Here is a 19,090-nt window from a genome sequence, read left to right on the forward strand (position 1 = left end):
GTTGCTTCGACTGGCTATCGCCGCTGAAGCGGCTCCCACACGGAGCCCGCCCGCAAGACCTGGACAGTACGGCTTACGGTGCTGCGGGAGCCGTGGGCGGTGCCGCAGCGCCCTTCTTCGTCATCAGTCCATGGGTAAACAGATACGCGGCGGTCTGGTAGTACGTGATCGCATCCTTCGCATCCACCGGATCGGCCTTGGCCACCGTCGCGTCGCCCGAAGCCAGGTCCGGCGTCATCTCCTTCACCGGCTCGCGCGGAATCAGCGAAGTCAGGCGATCGCCGCGCAGGTAGCCGAGTTCCTGGTACGTGCTGAGGAACGTGCGCTCGCGTCCCGGCTCGAGCTTGAACAGGTCGTAGCCGTAGAAATGCGAGGTGTAGCTGAAGTTCAACATGCCGAGCACCGTAGGCGGGATGTCGATCTGGCTCATCAGGCGATCCACGCGACCCGGTGCGACATGCTTGGGCGAATAGATGAACAGCGGGATGTGGTACTTGTCCACCGGCAGGCTGGTCTTGCCCGCGCTCGCCGCGCAGTGATCGGCGGTGATGATGAAGACGGTATCGTCGAACCAGGGCTTGGTGGATGCCCGCTTGAGGAAGTCGGCGAGCGCCCAGTCGGTGTAGCGCACGGCGGAGTCGCGAGCGCCCTGCTTGGCTTGCACGCGACCTTCGGGGAAGGTGTACGGGCGATGGTTCGACGTGGTCATGACATGGCCGAAATACGGCTTGCCCTTCGCGTACGACGCGTCCATCCGCTTCATCACGAGGGTGAACAGATCCTCGTCGGCGACGCCCCAGACGTTCTCGGCGTGGATGTCCTTGCTGTCGATGACGTTGCGATCGACCGCCGTGTAGCCGTTGCTGCCGAAGAAGTGATTCATGTTGTCGAAGTAGCCGTACCCGCCGTAGACGAACTCGGAGGTGTAGCCCTTCGCATTGAACACGTCGGCCAGGGAATTGAGGTTCTCGTTGCCCGGACGCTTGACGATGGACTCGCCCGGCGTGGGCGGAACCGACAGCGCCAGCGCCTCGAGGCCACGAACGGTTCGCGTGCCATTGGCATAGAGCTGGGTGAAGAACAGGCTCTTCGCCGCCAGCGCGTCGAGGTTGGGCGTCAGCCCGCGGTGCTTGCTGACGTTCAACCCCTCGACGTAGTCGCCGGAGAGGCTCTCGACGCTGATCAGCACGACGTTGAGCTTCTTCTCCTGGCCGTCCGCGGCGATCGTGCGGGTGATGTCCTTCGGGTCGTCGCTGGTGAAGGTGGCATTGGGCGTCTTCACCAGTTCCCGCAGGTTGGCGAAGGCCTGGTCGTCGGGAATCGTCGGGTAGTACTTCGCGTAGTCCAGTTCGTTGTTCCGGAACGCGGCGAAGAACTGGTAGATGCCGTTGCCGGCCAGTTCGTTGACGTAGTTATTGGCCGAGCGATCCTTCATCGAGCCGTCGAAGGCGAAGCTCACCGCGACAGTCAGCACCAGCCAGACACCGACCACGGCGGAGCGGCCGGCGAAACGCGAGCCCTCGTCCTGCGCCTTCAGCGTGCGGCGGCTGAAGAAGATGACCAGTACCGTCGCCAGCAGCAAGAGCAGCGACCAGGTGACGATGGGGTACGACTCCTGGATGTTGCCGACCACCTCGTGCGTGTAGACCAGGTAGTCCACGGCGATGAAGTTGAAGCGGGCGCTGAACTCGCCCCAGAACACCAGCTCGGCGGCGCCCAGGTACAGCACGGCGAAGGCCAGCACGAAGCAGAAGCCGATGAAGATCCGGTGGCCCAGGGTCGACAGGTAGGTCCGGCGCGGCAGCAGCCAGAGCACCAGCAGCATCGGCCAGCCGAAATAGAGGAAGGTGACCAGGTCGTAGCCCAGGCCCACGGCGAACAGGTAGAGCCAGCTGCCTGGCTCGCGCGGGACGTCGTGGCCGGTCTTGATCAACAGGATAAGGCGGACCAGGAAGGCCACGCCGACGAACAGGACACCGAACCACAGGAGCGGTCGGAACCGCTGGCGCAAAGGGCCCGGGGCCGAAGGAGCAGAACGCATGATGCCTCACCGAAGGTCGCCGGCCGAAGGGCGGGCAGGATGTTGCTTCGAGGTTAGATAGGATCGCTTACAAAAAGCTTTCCCGGGGCTTATCGTAAGCTTTTGCCCTAGCACCGCGAAAGGATGAACGCTGCGGCGCCACGACCTGCCGCCTGCCCGCGCTATGTGGCACCCTACACGACCTTACGAGAAACGACGGAGCCGCGGAAGCAGTGGAGCATGAGACGAGGGCGGAGCTGCCAGTGAACGATGCGCCCCTGACGAAGCCCGCGCTATACGCGACTCTGCTGCGTCGAGCAGGCGGCCCCCTGCTGTCCCTCCTGCTGCTGTGCCTGGCGCTGTGGGCGTTGCACGCCATGGCCACCGAGGTCACATATCGCCAGATCGGCGCCTACGTGCACGGCCTGCCCAATGCCGATATCGCGCTGGCCATCCTGCTTACCGGTGCCGGTTTCGCCGTGATGACGCTGTACGACTGGTTCGGCCTGGCCAGTATCGGGCGTCGCCTGCCGCCGAAGCGCGTCGCCTTCATCTCCTTCATAAGCTATGCGTTCTCCAACGCGCTGGGCATGTCCCTGCTCGTTTCGGGTTCGATCCGCTATCGCTTCTACGTCCAGGCCGGGCTGACTACGGGCGAGGTCGCCCGCGTCGTCCTCTATACGACGCTGAGCTTCTGGCTCGGACTGGCCGCGCTGACCGGCGTCACGCTCCTGATCGTGCCGATTCCTCCGGACGTGCCGTTTTCGGGCCTGCGCATCCCGTTGGCGATCGTGCTTGTCCTGGTGCCGCTGGCCTGGTTTGCCGCTGCGGTGCTCGTGCGCCGCCCCATCCGCGTCTGGCGCTGGGCGGTCAACACACCGACGCCGCAGGTCGCCGCACGGCAGATCCTGATCGGCGCGCTGGACTGGGGCCTTGCATCGGGGGTGCTGTACGTCCTGATGCCGCAGGAAATCGTGGGTGGCTTCGGCCATTTCCTGGCCATCTTCGTGCTGGCCCAGATGGCCGGCCTGATCAGCCATGTGCCCGGCGGCCTGGGCGTGTTCGAGGCGGTCATGCTGGCCGGCTTCGGCGCCACCGGCAACCACGGTCTGGAAGCGCCGATCCTCGGCTCGCTGACCGCCTTCCGCCTGGTGTATTACCTCCTGCCTTTGGGCGTGGCCACGGTCATGGTGATCTGGCGGGAGATCCGCGGCCTGCGTCAGACGGCGCTGATCACGCCATGGTTCAGCAGCCTCCTGCCGCCGTTCTTCGCCGGATTGACCCTGATTGCCGGTGCCGTGCTGCTTTTCTCGGGCGCCACCCTGGCCATCCCGGGACGCATGGAGATCCTGCGCGGCTTCGTGCCACTGCCCCTGGTCGAGGTCTCGCATTTCCTCTCCAGCGTGGTCGGCATGCTCCTGCTGATCCTCGCCCGCGGACTGCAGCGACGCCTGGATGCCGCTTATGTGGTGACCCTGGTGCTGCTGATCGTCGGTGCCGTCCTGTCGCTGCTCAAGGGCATCGACTACGAGGAAGCCACGCTGCTATCGCTGCTGGCCCTCGCGCTGGCCCCGGCGCATCGTCACTTCTACCGGCGTGCTTCGCTGTTTCGCGCCAGCTTCTCGGTGGGCTGGATGGCGGCCATCGCCGCCGTGCTCGGCTGCGCCACATGGCTGGTGTTCTTCAGCTTCAAGCATGTCGAATACAGCAACAACCTCTGGTGGGAATTCAGCTTCCATCACGGCGGCGCGCCGCGCGCGCTGCGCGCGCTGGTGGGCGCCACGGCGGTGGTGATGCTGTTCGCGCTGGCCAACCTCATCCGACCGGCGCGTACCCGCCGTGCGCTGCCGAGCGACGCCGACCTGGCCCGGGCGATGCCGTTGCTGAAGGGTTTTTCGTCGGCCCAGGGCCATCTCGCCCTGGTCGGCGACAAGATGCTCATGTTCGCGCCGGACGACCGCGCCTTCATCATGTACGACATCGAAGGCCGCAGCTGGGTGGCCATGGGCGATCCGGTAGGCGAGAGCGAAGACGCCCGCCGCGAACTGGTCTGGCGCTTCCGCGAAGAGTGCGAACACGCTGGCGGTTGGCCACTGTTCTACCAGGTGCGTCCGGAAGACCTCGACCTGTATCTCGAAGTCGGCATGAGCCTGCTCAAGATCGGCGAAGAGGCGCGCGTGCGCCTGGAGACCTTCAACCTCGACGGCAAGTCGAAGAAGACCCTGCGCGGCACGGTGAACAAGCTGGCCCGCGACGGCCTGCGCATGGAAATCGTGCCGGTGGAAGACGTGCCCGCGCTACTGCCGCGCCTGAAAGTGATTTCCGACGCCTGGATGCGCGACAAGAAAGTGCGAGAGAAGCGTTTCTCGCTCGGTCTGTTCAACGAGCGCTACCTCGCGCGTACGCCCATGGCGGTGGTCTGGCAGGGCGATGAGCCCGTCGCCTTCGCCAATATTTTCGTGACGGCGACCAAGGAAGAAGCGTCCGTCGACCTGATGCGCCACCTGCCCGACGGACCCTCCGGCATCATGGATTTCCTGTTCATCGAATTGATGGTCTGGGCGAAAGCCGAGGGCTATCGCTGGTTCAATCTCGGCATGGCCCCGCTCTCGGGGCTGCAGAACCGCCGCACGGCACCGCTGTGGAGTCGCTTCGGCGCCATGGTGTTCGGCCGCGGCGAGCGGTTCTACAACTTCCGCGGGCTGCACCGCTACAAGGACAAGTTCGATCCCGAGTGGGAGCCGCGTTACATCGCGGTGGCCGGCGGCATCGCGCTGCCGCTGGCACTCGCGAACGTCGCCAGCCTGATCTCGGGCGGCCTGGGCGGTGTGGTGCGTCGATGAGAAAAGTCGTGCGATACATCCTCATCGCCGTTGGCGCGGCGATCGTTCTCGGCCTGCTCGCCTGGCATCCGTGGACCCACGCCTCGATGGAGGTGTCCACCGTGGAACTGCCGGCGCTGAAAGCCGCTCCCGCCGGCGAGGAAGACCTGCTGGTGGTCATCTATTCCGGCGACGGCGGCTGGTGGGATCTCGACCAGCGCCTCGGCGCGGTGTTCACCCAGCGCGGCATTCCCGTCGCCGGCGTGAGCACCTTCAAGTATTTCTGGCGTTATCGCTCGCCGGATGAGTCGGCCCACGATCTCGACCGCCTGCTGGACCGCTATACCGTCCAGTGGAACAAGAAGCGCGTCCTGCTTATCGGCTACTCGTTCGGTGCCGACGTGCTGCCGACCATCGTCGGCAAGCTGCGCCCGGACAACCGCGCGAAGCTGACCCAGCTGGTGCTGCTGTCGGCCAGCCGCGATGTGAACTTCGAGATCGAACTCGAGGGCTATATGCAGCAGGGCTGGTGGACGACGCACACGCACAACCTGTTGCAGTGGGTGAATCCCGTGGTTCATACCGATGCGGTACCGCCGATCCTGGCCTTGGGCGGCAAGCCCCCGATGGCGTGCTACTACGGCGCGGAAGACGCCGACGACAGCGGCTGCACCGATCCGAAGCTGCCGTCTTTCGTCACCGTGTACCGGAAAACCGGCTCGCACCATTTCGATGAGAACTACGAGCAGCTGGCCACGGAACTAATCCAGCGCATGCCGGCGACCACCCCCTCCGTCTCGACGTCGCCTTAACGTCCCGCGGGCCTTCGGGCCTGTGAAGACGTGTCACGAAACGTTCACGGCCGCGCCACCGTAATTTTCTCTTTTCCGGATCACGCTGCTCGCTCGGGCGGGAAGACCGCAGGAGAGGATCGATGCAACGCGAACCCGGAAAACGTGACTACGGATCCTCCGATTGCGCGCGGCTGCGTAGCCTCGCGAGCCGTGGCGTCCTCGTGACCGAGACCGCGCCGAAGCCGGCGCCGACGCTGGGGACACCCGCGCGCGACGCGCGCGAGCATCGCGTGCGACCGCGTCCGGAGCGCCACGCTCGCGCATGAGTGCGCGCGTTTCCGCGTCGATGTCGGAAACGAACAGACATTTTTCAGATTCCTCCTATATCCGTCGTCGGCGCACCTACGCAAGATAGGCCCTATGTCCCGCCCGGCATAAAGCCGGACGGGACGCCGAATCCCCGATGACCGATCCGACGGCAGGATGCCGTCCGTCCCTAGCGAGAGGATCGATCCCCCCTTCATCGGAGATAACGTCGCGCCGGCTTCGCCGGGCCGCGTTCTGGTGTGGCTCATGCCACGGGACCCAGGGACGTCCGTCATGGCCCTCCGCGTGAGCGCGAGGGCCATGTTTTTATCGGCGAAGCGCTAGCCCTTCTTGCCGAAGAACACCGAAATACCAAGGCCCGCGATCACCGAAGGCCCATGCGCGCCGATACGATGCAGGGCGTAGGCATCGAGCTGGGCGTGGTCACCGATGGTGTAGGCGACACCGCCGCCGGCCTGCAGTTCGTTGCCGTCGCCGGCATCGTGGATGGCATCCGTCTCCACGTAAACCATCCAGTTCTCCCCCAACGTGCGGCCGAAGGTCGGTGCCAGGGTCCAGGTATTGCCGCCGCGCAGGCGGTCGACATTGGCGAAGAGCGTGCCCTGCCAGGTGTCGGTCGGTTTCCACTGGCCGGTGACGCCGAGGGTGTACTGCTTGGCCCCATTGCCGAAATCACGGTCGCCGTTGGCGAACGAGACCTGGCCCAGTGCCGCCCAACTGAACGTGCCGGTCTCGCCGGAGCCGCCCGGAGCGATCTTCAGGCCGACACTGGTGTCGCCGTGCCCCGTTGCCTGTCGCCGGCTGCCGCTCCCACGTTCCACCAACCGGTTCCACGCCGACCCGCCGACTTGCAGCTCGGCAGGCCCACCCAGGCCGATGCGAATCAGGCTGTCGGCGGTATACGTCTTGTCGAGCAGGCCGTCCTGACGCTGCCGCTCATAGGTCGGCAACCCCTGCTCGAGGGCCAGCGTGCCCACGGGGAGCACGCTGGTGGCGAAGCCCGCGCCGGGCCGGTCGAAATCCGGCGGGTCGGCGAAAGCCGGGGCGGAGCCCAGGTACAAGAGGGCGGCGACGATCGATACGGAGCGCAGGTTCATGCGCGCATTGTGGCGATCGCGTGTCGCGGTGTCGTGCAGGCTCAGGGAGCCTTCACCTGCGGAAAGCTTTCGCCAACCGCTACCGTGACTTCGGCGGCGATATCCGTGGCCGATCGGCCCAGCTTCACCGCGTAGGTGCCTGGAGCCACGCGCCAGCGCTTGCCCGTGTCGTCGTAGCGGGCGAGCGCCAACGGCTCCAGCGGAATATCGACACGGCGGCTCGCGCCAGGCTTGAGCGAAATCTTGCTCCAGCCGGCCAGGCGACGCGTCGCGGCGCCAGGCGCCGTGACATACACCTGGGGCACGTCGGCGCCGCTCGTCTTGCCCGTGTTCTTCACCGTGACATGGGCCACCGGACGGCCCTTGGCGTCCTTGTCCACGGCGAAGTCGCTGTAGGCAAAGCTCGTATAGGTCAGGCCATAGCCGAAGGCGAACAACGGCTCGCGCTTGGTCTTCTCGAACCAGCGGTAACCGACATCGGCGCCTTCGATGTTGTAGTCGACGTTGTCCGCCGGCTTCTCCTTCGAGTACAGGCCGGCCGCCTGGATCGTCGGCCGGGGAAGCTGGGATTCGTCTTTCGGCCAGCTCATCGGCAGGCGACCCGACGGCGCGGTCTCGCCGTAGAGCAGCCGGGCGATGCCTTCGCCACCGCCCGAGCCCGGGTACCAGGCCTGCAGGACGGCACCGACGCTGTCGAGCCAGGGCATCTTCACCGCGCCATTGGTTTCCAGCACGACCACGGTTTTCGGGTTGGCCTTCGCCACCGCGGCGACCAGCGCATCCTGGCCGTCGGCGAGGGCCATGTCGGGAACGTCGAAGGACTCGGCGGCCCACTGGGTGACGAAGACCACGGCCACGTCGGCGCCGGCGGCGGCCTTCGCCGCGGCGGCCGGGTCGGTACCCGGATCGAAGCTGACCTTGCCGCCGAGCTTCTGCATGAAGGTGAGTGGCGCGGAGGCGTGGTAACGCACCGGGCCCGGCCAGCCGGTCGGCTGCAGCCCCGGCACCGGATCGCCACCCTCATCGGTGACCGTCGAGGATCCGCCGCCGGCCAGTACGCCTTTGTCCGCATGGGCGCCGATCACCACGACCGACTGGCCCTGGCGCGACAGCGGCAGCAGGCCTGCCTGGTTGCGCAACAGGACGGCGCCGGCCTCGAGCGTGTCGCGAGCGACCTTGCGGTCGGCGTCGTACGGCACGGGCGTGGTCGGCTTGGTGGGAATGGGATCGTCGATCACCCCGTGGGCAATGAGGCTGCGCATGATCCGCCGGGCCATGTCGTCCAGCCGCGCCTTCGGCACCTCGCCCGAGGCGACGGCGGCACGCAGCGGCTTGTCGAAGAACACCTCGGCATCGAACACCTCGCCCGCGGACTCCTGGTCCAGTCCCGCCAGCGCCGCCTTGGCGCCACTGTGAGCGCCGCCCCAGTCGGACATGACGAAGCCCTTGAAGCCCCATTCCTGCTTGAGCACCTGGTTGAGCAGCCAGTCGTGTTCGCCGGCGAAGGTGCCGTTGACACGGTTGTACGAGGACATGACCGAGCCGGGATCGCCGTGGGCGATGGCGAGCTGGAAAGCGAGCAGGTCGGATTCGCGCAAGGCGACGGGATCGATATCCGCACTGAGCGTGTTGCGGCCGGATTCGAGGTCGTTGATGGCGAAATGCTTCACCGTGGCGACGATCTTTCGCTCCTGCACGCCCTTGATCGTGGCGCCGACGATGCTGCCGGCCAGGATCGGATCCTCGCCGGCGTATTCGAAGTTGCGACCGTTGCGCGGATCGCGCAGCAGGTTCACGCCACCGGACAGCAGCACGCCGTACCCCTTGCCGCGCGCCTCGCCGCCGATCATGCGGCCCCCGGCATGGGCGACGGCGGTATCGAAGCTGGCAGCGGTGGCGAGGCCGGCGGGCAGCGAGATCGCGCCCTTGCCGTCGATGCCGGGCTTGTTCACGCCCAGTCCGGCATCCGTCTCGTTGATGGCGGGCAGGCCGAGGCGCGGCAGGGCGGGAACATAGCCGGCACCGCCCACGGCGCCTTCGGGAACGCCATGCTTGTCGCTGGCCAGGCCGAAGTCGGAACGAATCAGGCGGAATTTCTCGTCGTCCGTCATCGCCGCGACCACGAGTTCGGCCCGGCGATCCGCCGACAGTGAGCGATCCATCCAGGGGCGGGCGGGCGGGGTGGCCGCGCCGGCACTGGCGGCGAGGCCGGCGGTGATGGCGAAGGCGAGGGCGGTGCGGCGGGCGGTATCGGTCATGGTCGCGAAGTCGATCCGGGGGAAACCTCTACGTTCGTTCAGTAACGCTTTTATCGCAACCCGCGAGACCGCTTCGGGGTAGGCTCGAACTTGACCGACGGCCGTTTCGGCCCCACTTAAGTGATTCAATGAATTCACAAAAGTCGATGACGCTAGACGCCTTCCATCCCGCCGTGGCTGCCTGGTTCGGAAACACGTTTCCGCAACCCACGGCCGCGCAGATGGCTGCCTGGCCGGCGATCCGCTCCGGACGACATACCCTCGTCGCCGCACCGACCGGTTCGGGCAAGACCCTCACCGCCTTCCTGTCGGCCATCGACATGCTGGTACGCGAAGGTGTGCGCGACGGCGGCCTGCCGGATCGCACGACGATCCTCTACGTGTCGCCCCTGAAGGCCCTTTCCAACGACATCCGCATCAACCTCGAGGCGCCGCTGGCCGGCATCCGCGAGCAACTGCGCGAACAGGGTTTGCCCGATATCGAGATACGTACGGCCGTGCGTACGGGCGATACCCCGTCGTCCGATCGCGAGCGCATGAAGAAGCGCCCGCCACACATCCTGGTGACGACCCCGGAGTCGCTCTACGTGCTGCTCGGTTCCGTCTCCGGTCGCGCCATGCTGGCCAACGTGCGCGAGGTGATCGTGGACGAAATCCATGCCGTGGCATCGAGCAAGCGCGGCAGCCATCTCGCCCTGTCGCTGGAGCGACTGGAATCGCTGGCGCAGCGCCGCATCACCCGTATCGGGCTTTCCGCCACGCAGAAGCCGATCGAGAAGGTAGCCGCCTTCCTCATCGGCAACGCGAAGGAAGACTGCGCCATCGTCGACATCGGCCATACGCGCAAGCGCGATCTAGCGCTGGAAGTGCCACCGGTGCCGCTGGAAGCGGTGATGTCCAACGACATGTGGGAGCTGGTCTACAACCGGCTCTCCAACCTGGTCGAACAACACAGCACCACGCTGATCTTCGTCAACACGCGGCGCATGGCCGAGCGCGTGGCGCGGCACCTTTCCGAGCGGCTCGGACGCGAAGCCGTCACCGCCCATCACGGCAGCCTGTCGCGCGAGCAGCGACTGGACGCGGAGCAGCGCCTGAAGAAGGGCGAGCTGCGCGCGCTGGTCGCGACGGCCTCGCTCGAACTCGGCATCGACATCGGCGACATCGACCTGGTCTGCCAGATTGCCTCGCCACGCTCGATCGCGGCCTTCCTGCAACGCGCCGGCCGCGCGGGTCACGCCGTGGGCGGCACGCCGAAAGCCCGTCTGTTCCCGACCTCGCGCGACGACCTCGTCGAGTGCGCCGCCTTGCTCGACTGCGTGCGCCGTGGCGAGCTCGACGCACTGGTGATGCCGCACCAGCCGCTCGACGTGCTCGCCCAGCAGATCGTGGCCGAAGTGGCCTGCCAGGAATGGGACGAGGACGCCCTGTTCGATCTGGTACGACGCGCGTATCCGTTCAACGCGCTCAAGCGTGAGACCTTCGACGAAACCGTGCGCATGCTGGCCGAAGGCTTCACCACGCGGGTCGGTCCGCGCGGCGCGTACATCCACCGCGACGCGGTGAACAAGCGCCTGCGCGAACGGCGCGGCGCGAAACTCACGGCCGTCACCTCGGGCGGCACGATTCCCGAAACGGGCGACTACAACGTCTTGCTCGAACCGCAGGCCATCGCGGTCGGTACGGTGAACGAAGACTTCGCCGTGGAGAGTCTCGCCGGCGACGTGTTCCAGCTCGGCAACCGCTCCTACCGCATCATGCGTGTGGAGATGGGCCGGCTGCGTGTGGAAGACGCGCAGGGCCAGCCACCCAACATTCCGTTCTGGCTCGGCGAAGCGCCCGGACGCACCGATGAACTCTCCATCGGCGTCTCGCGCCTGCGTACGGAGATCTCGGCGAAGTTCGACCAGGGCGGCCGCGACGCGGCGCTGGACTGGTTGATCGCCGAACTGAGCCTGGGCAGGGCCGCCGCCGAGCAGGTCGTCGACTACCTGTTCCGCGCGCGTGCGGCGCTCGGGGCCTTGCCTACGCGCGACACCCTGGTGATGGAACGCTTCTTCGACGAATCCGGTGGCACCCAGCTGATCATCCACACGCCCTTCGGCAGCCGGATCAACCGCGCCTGGGGGCTCGCCCTGCGCAAGCGCTTCTGCCGCAAGTTCAATTTCGAATTGCAGGCGGCGGCGACCGAGGACGCGATCGTCCTGTCGCTGTCCACCAGCCATAGCTTTCCGCTCGACGACGTCGCGCGGTACCTGCATTCGAACTCGGCCGAGCACGTGCTGATCCAGGCCTTGCTCGATGCGCCGCTGTTCGGCGTGCGCTGGCGCTGGAACGCGACGACGGCGCTGGCGCTGCCACGCTTCACCGGGGGCAAGAAAGTCGCGCCCCAGCTTCAGCGGATGAAGAGTGAAGACCTGCTCGCCACCGTCTTCCCGGACCAGGTCGCCTGTGCCGAGAACCTGGTCGGCGAGCGCGAGGTACCCGACCACCCGCTGGTCAACCAGACCCTCGAGGACTGCCTGCACGAAGCCATGGACTGCGAAGGCCTGCTCGCCATCCTGCGCGGGCTGGAATCCGGCGCCATCCGCATGATCTCGCGCGATCTCGCCACGCCTTCGCCGCTGGCCGCCGAGATCCTCAATGCCGCGCCGTATGCCTTCCTCGACGACGCGCCGCTGGAAGAGCGCCGCACCCAGGCCGTGCAGTCGCGTCGCTGGAACGAGGCGGAGACCGCCGACGATCTCGGCCGGCTCGACGCCGAGGCGATCGCTTCCGTACGCGAGGAAGCATGGCCGGAGGCGCGCAGCGCCGACGAGATGCACGAAGCGCTGATGCTGCTCGGCGCCGTCACCGCCGACGATGTGCGGGACCATCCGGCCTGGGCCGTGTTGCTACGTGCCCTGTCGAAAGACGCGCGAGCGACGACGCTGAGCCGCGGTGGGGTATCGCTCTGGGTCGCTGCCGAGCGCCTGCCTGCATGGCGCGCCATCCATCCCGACGCGACGCTTTCGCCCGCGATCGCCGCCCCGGCGGAGTTCGAAGCACAGGCCTGGACGCCGGAATCCGCCCTGATCGATATCGTTCGCGGTCGCCTGGGTGGTCTGGGTCCAGTGCCGGCCGGCGTGCTCGCCGCATCCCTTGGCGTCGACACCAGCGCACTCGAGCTCGCACTGACCGCGCTCGAAACCGAGGGCTATGTCATGCGCGGGCCGTTCTCGCCGGGCGCTACCGAGACGGAGTGGTGCGAGCGTCATCTTCTCGCTCGCATCCACCGTTATACGATCGGCCGCCTGCGTCGCGAGATCGAGCCGGTCGCGCCACGCGACTTCATGCGCTTCCTGCTCGACTGGCAGCATGTGACCCGCGCGACCCAGGTCGCCGGTCCCGATGCGCTGGCTGGGGTGATCGCGCAACTCGAAGGGTTCGAGGCCGCGGCGGGTGGTTGGGAGTCGGAACTCCTTCCGGCCCGCGTGAGCGACTACAGCATCGGCTGGCTCGACGATCTGTGCCGGGCGGGACGCGTGGTATGGAGCCGACTGCGCCTGGGGACCGGTAGCGGGGGTCCGGTTCGTTCCACCCCGATCGTGCTTCTGCCGCGTCGCCAACTGCCGATCTGGTCGGCGGCGGCGCCGCCGATCGCCGAGGAGCTACCGTTGTCTTCGCGGGCGCAGGCGGTCGCGGACGCCTTGCGTGACGAGGGCGCATTGTTCTTCGACGAACTGGCGACGACGACGCGACTGCTGCGTACGGAACTGGAAGACGCGCTGGGCGAGCTGGTGGCCGCCGGCCGCGTGACCGCGGACAGCTTCGCCGGACTGCGTGCATTGTTGTTGCCCGCCTCCAAGCGCCATGGGAGTCGTCACCGCCGCACGCGCCGGCACATGCTGAGCGGCATCGAGGACGCGGGACGCTGGTCGCTCGCGCGTCGTCCGGCCGAGGCGCGTAACGACGCCGATGGACTCGAGCATATGGCGCGCACGCTGCTGCGTCGCTATGGCGTGGTCAGCTGGCGCATCCTCGAGCGCGAAGCGGCGTGGCTGCCGGCCTGGCGCGACCTGCGACGCGTGTTCCATCGTCTGGAGGCCCGCGGTGAAATCCGCGGCGGCCGATTCGTCGACGGACTGGTCGGCGAACAGTTCGCCTTGCCGGAAGCGCTGCCGGCGCTACGGCAGATTCGTCATCGCGCGCACGACGGGGAAATCGTCTGTATCGCCGGTACCGATCCGCTCAACCTGATCGGCAGCATCGTCGCGGGCGCGGCGAAGGTACCTGCGGTGCTGGGCACGCGTATCGCCATCCGCGACGGCATGCCGTTGGCGGCGATGATCGCGGGCAAGTTCGTCACGCTGATGCCCTTGGAGAGCGCCGACGAGCGCGAAGCGCGCTCGGCATTGCAGAGGCATGCGACATTCCCGACGGCGATGTCGTTCTGACGCGAGAGCGTCGCCGATGAATCGGCTCCCACATAAAGCCAGGAAGCCGCTTCATCGGGAATGCCCGTGTGGGAGCCGCTTCAGCGGCGATGCCCGTGCGGAAGCCGCTTCATCGGTAACGCCCGTGTGGGAGCCGCTTCAGCGGCGATGCTTCTAACGAAGCTGCACATCCCCGATGACCCAGATCTTCGGGCCCGGCTTGCCGGTGATCACGAAGCATAGGTCGTGCACGCCCTCGCGCTTCGGCAGGATCCCCTGCAAGGTCGCACGCCCGTCCTTCGCCTTGTCCAGTGCGATGGTCGATATCTTCGGGCCGTCGCACGAGTCCTGGTGGATTTCCAGTTCGCCGGCGCGCGACCGTGCCTTGCGCGAGACGATGCCCGCCGCGTCCTTCCACAGCGCATAGTTGAACGGCAGGCGATCGACGGTGATGTCCACGCCGTAGCGGCCGTCGAGCTTCACGCCCTTCCACACCCAGCAGGTGTCCATGATGTCGACCTTGTACACCGGGCGCGCACCGTTCACCGCGTTCGGCGATTCGATACGCAACACGAGCTTGTTGGCACAAGTGTCGAGCTGATCGCTGCTGCGATGCAGGAGCGACTTGGCATCGATGGCTTCGTCGCGCGGGCCGGCGAGGGCGAAGCTGTTGTCGAAGGTGTTGGCGCGGACCGTCGTCGGCAAGGGCACGTCGAAGGGCGCGATATACGCCGTCGACTGCGCCGTCGGCGCGGAGCCATCCGTGGTGTAACGGATGGTGCCGAAGCCGGTCTGGTTGGAGAGCGCGATCTTCGCCTTGTCGTTATCCGTGGGACTCGCGGCGATGGCCACCGCGTACGCGCCATCGGCAGGCACGATACCTGCGGCGCGGTACCGCGACATTTCCGCCGGCAGGCGGGCGACGAAGCCGTTCCAGTCGGCCTTCGGCGACCAGGTGCGCTCGGCCAGCGCCGCGATGCGCGGGAAGACCGCGTGCTGCGTGCGATACCAGTTGGGCAGGTACTCGGCGAACACCGTGACCTGCGCACCGAGCACATGGCTGGCCTTGTCGGCGGCGATATCCGCCGGCACGGGGTCGAAATCGTAAACGTCTTTCAGCGTCTGCACCTGGGGGCTGCCGGGTTGCTCGTCCGGCAAGGTGGACTGCAGGCGATCCAGGTAGAGGGTCGGCGACGGTGCCATCACCACGTCGTGTCCGGCGTTGGCGGCCTTGATCGCGCCCTTGGTGCCGCGCCAGGACATCACCGTCGCGCTGGCCGGCACCTTGCCGTCGAGAATCTCGTCCCAGCCGATCAGGCGACGCCCGTGCCGGTCGAGGTAGCCGCCGATACGCTCGACGAACCAGCCCTGCAGCTTTTCCTCGTTGTCGATGCCGAGCGACTTCATCTTCGCCTGGACGAGTTTGGAATGCTCCCACTCGTCCTTGGCCGCCTCATCGCCACCGACATGGATGTAAGTCGACGGGAAGATCGCCATCACTTCGTCGAGCACGTCCTGCAGGAAGGTGAAGGTGCCATCGTCCACGTTGAACAGCGCCGTGTTGACGCCCCAGTCCGTGGAGACGCCGAGCTTCTTGCCGCCGGCGCCGAACTGCGGGTAGGCCGCGACCGCGGCCTGGGCGTGGCCGGGCATTTCGATCTCGGGCACGACGGTGATATGCCGCTCGGCGGCATAGGCGACGATCTGCTTCGCTTCGTCCTGCGTATAGAAGCCGCAGTACGGACGTTCCGGATCGCCGGTCAGTGCGACGTCGGGACCCACCGGCTTGCGGCAGGCACCGACCTCGGTCAGCTTCGGATACTTCAGGATCTGCAGGCGCCAGCCCTGGTCGTCGGTGAGATGCCAGTGGAAGGTGTTGAGCTTGTGCAGGGCCATCTGGTCGAGCAGGTGCTCGATCTCGGAGACCGACTGGAAATGGCGGGCGGAGTCGAGCATCAGGCCGCGCCAGGCGAAACGGGGTGCGTCGACGATGTGCACGGCGGGCACGCCAGCCTGCGAGGCCGGATCGGTCGATAGCTGCCAATAAGTCACCGCGCCGTAGAACAAGCCGGTCTCGTCGTTGGCGGCGATGCGCACGCCATTGGCGTCGACATCCAGCGTGTAGGCTTCGCGGCCCTTGGTGTTCGTATCGGTGAGCAGCACGATCGCGCCGTTGCGCGGCTTGCCCTCGACGATGGCGAGGTTCATGCCATGCGCCTGGCGAATCCAGCCCTGCAGCTGAGTGGCGACCTTCTTTGCGGCGATGTTGCCCGGTGCCACGACAAGCGTGGTCGAGGCGTCCAGACGGAAATGGCCCGGCAGGCGTTGCAGCGATGCCGGCTGCGGAATCAGCGAGAGCGGCGTGCTATCGACGGGGCCGGCTTCGTGCCTCGGCTGGCTGGCGCAAGCGGTAAGGCCGAAGGCCAGGGCGAGGAAGAGGGTTCGGCGCATCGATAGCTCCTACGGATTCAGGCAATCGCCCGATTGTGCCGGAAACGCACAGAAAAAAGCGGGCCCGATAATGGGTAGTCGGGCCCGTGGGGAATGAAGCTTCGAGGGGTTTGCGGCCGTCCTTGGCCGCTGATCCATGACGCTTTATCAGAGGTCGAAATGCACCGCGGCCATGTAACGGCGGCCCGTGGTGTACTTCGCGACCGGCAGCGATTCGACGGCGAGGTACTGCTTGTATTCCTCGTTGGTCAGGTTCATGCCGGAGAGGGTGAACGACACCTGCTTGTTGAGCTTCCAGCCCAGCGTGGCACCGAGGTCGCCGTACTCGCCCGTGGTGGCCGGCGGCGCACCGGCGATGTAACCACCGGCGAGGTACTTGCTGCGCCAGTTGTAGGTGACGCGAGCGCTGAACGGGCCGTTCTCGTAGTACGGGCTGATCGAGTACGAGGTCTTCGAGTTGTACGGCAGGGCGCCGCCGGAATCGAGCGTGCCCTTGGCATACGTGAAGCTCGCGGTCGCGCCGAAGCCGGTATCCCAGAACGCCTGCTGGTAGCTGATGCTGCCGCCGCGTACCTTGCCGGCGCCCGTGTCACGCGGACGACTGATGCTGTACGTGCAGAAGCCATCCGGCGTGCACAGGCCCTGTGCCACCTGGCGCGCGAAGGTCGTCTGGTCGTTGAAGATACCCGAGTTGAACTGCTGCTCGGGCGCGGAATCGACGATGGTGTAGTTGTCGATCTTCTTGTAGAAACCGGTGACCGCCACGTACGACTGCGGCGCGAAGTACCACTCGCCGGAGAGCGAGAAGTTCTTCGACTGGTACGGCTTCAGGTTGGGGTTGCCACCCGAGCCGGTCAGCACCGAGTCGTTGAGGAACAGGTTGTTCACCTGCATGTTGTACGGCGGACGGGCGATCACCTTCGCCGCGGCAAAACGCAGCACCACGTCTTCGGCGACGTCATAGGCCACGTTGACGCTCGGCAGCCAGTTCTTCGACGTGCGCGACGAGGTCTGCCAGGAACCGGCCGGTGCCGGAAGCACAGGCGTGCCGCTATAGTTGAAGCCGCTGCCGTCGGTCTTAGTGTCCACGTAGCGGATGCCGATGTTGCCGTGGAAGCCGCCACCGGCGAAGTTGGCCTGCCCGTACGCCGCGTTGGTCTTCTCGATCAGCTGGTAGGTACCGTTGAGGTAGGTACCGGCGTCCTCGTGGCCCTGGTTGGTGTTACGCACCCAGTTGTACTGCGCGTTCTCGTCCGGCATGACATGGCTGGCCGAACCGTCCAGCGCGTTGAAGGCGTCGAGCGTGTTGGTATAGCCACCGAATCCGAGGTCGGCGAGGTTGGTCGGCGCGTTGCCGCCGTAGACATGCGCCTGCATGCCTTCCTCGTGGCGGTTCCAGCGATAGCCGAAGGCCAGTTCGTTGAAGAACGAGTCGAAGTACTTCGAGAAGTCCAGCTGCGCGTAGGTATCACGCGAAGCCGCGGAGTAGTCGCCGTAGTTGCCGGGCCAGCCGCCGAGACCGGGAACGTCGCCCATGTGCCAGTTGGCCGGGTTACGTGCCGCGGCCGGGCTGTCGAAGTTGAAGCCGCGGTTGATGTCCCAGGTGTAACCACCGGCGTACACCGGTTCCATCACCGCCTGGGAGATGTTGTCGTTGTGCGCCTTGCTGTACCCGGCGGCGCCGCCGAGCTGCCAGCCATCGCCGTGGTAGGTGGACTTCAGGTCGTAAGCGAACGTGCGCACGACGGACTTGCGGATATTGCTGTCGAAGGTGCCCTGCGCGATGTCCGGGCAGTTCGGCGAGTCGTTACCGCAGACATGGCCGCCCTGGATCACGCCGTTCGGACCGGGGACGAAGCTCGTCACGTTACCCGGCGTCGCACCGGTGAACGGATACAGCGACTGGTTCCAGTTATCGAAGTTCTCGCGGACGAACAGGTTGCTCGACTCGATATCCCAGTTGTCGGTCGGGTGCAGCTGGAAGCCGAGCGTGGCGGTGTCGCGCTTGCGCTTCTGCTGGAACCAGGCCGAGTTGATCTCGTCGGGCACCTTGTCGTTCGGGTTCAGCGTGCCGTTGGCAATGCCGGCGGCGACCGCCGGGCTCGAGGCCCACTTGGACACCGGGCTGTAGCTGAAGATCTCGAAGCCCTGGCGATCGATCTTCTCTTCGTAGTGCTGCACCGAGCCGATGATGCCGAAGGTGTTGGAGTCGTTCTTCCAGCTGTACAGCGCCGAGCCGTTCGGGCGCACGCCCGGTGTGGCCTGGTCGTTGTAGTTCAGGCCGAACGAGCCACGGATGGTGTTGGCCGGCAGATCGAGCGGCTGCAGCGTGTGCAGGAGGATCGTGCCGCCGAGGCTACCCTCGGTAAGACGCGCTTCGGGCGACTTGTAGACTTCCAGACGGCCGACGATCTCCGGGGCGAGCATGGTGAAGTCGAAGCCGCGGTTCGGCTGCGCGCCGTACTGCCACGGCGTCTGCGACACCGGCTGGCCGTTGAGGAACGTGAGGTTGAGGCTGGGGTCGGTGCCGTCGATCGAGACGCGGTCGCCCTGGCCGAACGAACGGTCGATCGTGACACCGGGGATCTGGGTCATCGCTTCGGCGACGTTGGTGTTCGGGAACTTGCCGATGTCTTCCGCGGTAACCGCTTCGACGATGGCGTCGGCATTGCGCTTGGTGTCGAGAGACTTCTCGAGACTGGCGCGGATACCGGTGACGGTGATGCCCTCGAGCTGCTGTGCCTTGGCGGCGTCAGCTTTTTGCTGGGCGGTCTGCGGTTTGTCCGGCGGCGGCGTCGCGTCTTGCGCGGCGGCGATGCTGGTGAAACAACAGAGTCCGGCGATGATGCTCGCCGTCAGCAGGTTTCTACGATGCGACATGGTGTCCTCCCCTCAGAGGATGTAGC

9 protein-coding genes are annotated in these 19,090 nt (G+C 66.3%); 4 read left to right on the plus strand and 5 right to left on the minus strand.

Going from position 1 to position 19,090, the window contains the following annotated elements; all coding sequences use genetic code 11:
* Nucleotides 1-73 precede the first annotated feature (73 nt).
* On the minus strand, nucleotides 74-2,041 hold the full coding sequence (locus tag VM621_RS19175) for an LTA synthase family protein (protein WP_325470569.1): 1,968 nt from the start codon (nucleotides 2,039-2,041) through the stop codon (nucleotides 74-76).
* A gap of 242 nt (nucleotides 2,042-2,283) precedes the next feature.
* Here VM621_RS19175 and mprF point away from each other — a divergent pair, with 242 nt between their 5' ends.
* From mprF to VM621_RS19190, 3 genes are all read left to right on the plus strand, one after another.
* Complete coding sequence (gene mprF / locus VM621_RS19180) at nucleotides 2,284-4,863, plus strand: bifunctional lysylphosphatidylglycerol flippase/synthetase MprF (protein ID WP_325470570.1); 2,580 nt, start codon at nucleotides 2,284-2,286, stop codon at nucleotides 4,861-4,863.
* Nucleotides 4,864-4,871: 8 nt separating this feature from the next.
* On the plus strand, nucleotides 4,872-5,654 hold the full coding sequence (locus tag VM621_RS19185; RefSeq protein WP_325470571.1) for a virulence factor family protein: 783 nt from the start codon (nucleotides 4,872-4,874) through the stop codon (nucleotides 5,652-5,654).
* Nucleotides 5,655-5,776: 122 nt separating this feature from the next.
* Nucleotides 5,777-5,962, plus strand: coding sequence for a hypothetical protein (locus tag VM621_RS19190; RefSeq protein WP_325470572.1), 186 nt, complete (start codon nucleotides 5,777-5,779; stop codon nucleotides 5,960-5,962).
* Nucleotides 5,963-6,283: 321 nt separating this feature from the next.
* Here VM621_RS19190 and VM621_RS19195 read toward each other — a convergent pair whose 3' ends face one another.
* Together VM621_RS19195 and VM621_RS19200 are read right to left on the minus strand one after the other, a co-directional pair.
* Nucleotides 6,284-7,060, minus strand: coding sequence for a transporter (locus VM621_RS19195; protein WP_325470573.1), 777 nt, complete (start codon nucleotides 7,058-7,060; stop codon nucleotides 6,284-6,286).
* Nucleotides 7,061-7,101: 41 nt separating this feature from the next.
* The gene (locus VM621_RS19200) at nucleotides 7,102-9,318 is read right to left on the minus strand and encodes a glycoside hydrolase family 3 C-terminal domain-containing protein (protein ID WP_325470574.1); all 2,217 of its coding nucleotides are present in this window, start codon (nucleotides 9,316-9,318) and stop codon (nucleotides 7,102-7,104) included.
* A 146-nt stretch (nucleotides 9,319-9,464) separates the two neighbouring features.
* Here VM621_RS19200 and VM621_RS19205 point away from each other — a divergent pair, with 146 nt between their 5' ends.
* Complete coding sequence (locus tag VM621_RS19205) at nucleotides 9,465-13,754, plus strand: DEAD/DEAH box helicase (RefSeq protein WP_325470635.1); 4,290 nt, start codon at nucleotides 9,465-9,467, stop codon at nucleotides 13,752-13,754.
* Between the two features lie 153 nt (nucleotides 13,755-13,907).
* Here VM621_RS19205 and VM621_RS19210 read toward each other — a convergent pair whose 3' ends face one another.
* Together VM621_RS19210 and VM621_RS19215 are read right to left on the minus strand one after the other, a co-directional pair.
* Nucleotides 13,908-16,184 (minus strand): family 20 glycosylhydrolase, encoded by a 2,277-nt coding sequence (locus VM621_RS19210; RefSeq protein WP_325470575.1) that lies wholly within the window; start codon nucleotides 16,182-16,184, stop codon nucleotides 13,908-13,910.
* Nucleotides 16,185-16,331: 147 nt separating this feature from the next.
* Complete coding sequence (locus VM621_RS19215) at nucleotides 16,332-19,064, minus strand: TonB-dependent receptor (RefSeq protein WP_325470576.1); 2,733 nt, start codon at nucleotides 19,062-19,064, stop codon at nucleotides 16,332-16,334.
* Nucleotides 19,065-19,090: the final 26 nt, after the last annotated feature.

Source organism: Luteibacter sp., from assembly GCF_035539195.1.
Lineage (GTDB): Bacteria > Pseudomonadota > Gammaproteobacteria > Xanthomonadales > Rhodanobacteraceae > Luteibacter.

Excerpts from the sequence above, each read along its gene's own strand:
- VM621_RS19175 (WP_325470569.1), bottom strand. The coding sequence starts at position 2,041 with ATGCGTTCTGCTCCTTCGGCCCCGGGCCCTTTGCGCCAGCGGTTCCGA.
- VM621_RS19190 (WP_325470572.1), top strand. The coding sequence starts at position 5,777 with ATGCAACGCGAACCCGGAAAACGTGACTACGGATCCTCCGATTGCGCG.
- VM621_RS19195 (WP_325470573.1), bottom strand. The coding sequence starts at position 7,060 with ATGAACCTGCGCTCCGTATCGATCGTCGCCGCCCTCTTGTACCTGGGC.
- VM621_RS19200 (WP_325470574.1), bottom strand. The coding sequence starts at position 9,318 with ATGACCGATACCGCCCGCCGCACCGCCCTCGCCTTCGCCATCACCGCC.
- VM621_RS19205 (WP_325470635.1), top strand. The coding sequence starts at position 9,465 with ATGACGCTAGACGCCTTCCATCCCGCCGTGGCTGCCTGGTTCGGAAAC.
- VM621_RS19210 (WP_325470575.1), bottom strand. The coding sequence starts at position 16,184 with ATGCGCCGAACCCTCTTCCTCGCCCTGGCCTTCGGCCTTACCGCTTGC.
- VM621_RS19215 (WP_325470576.1), bottom strand. The coding sequence starts at position 19,064 with ATGTCGCATCGTAGAAACCTGCTGACGGCGAGCATCATCGCCGGACTC.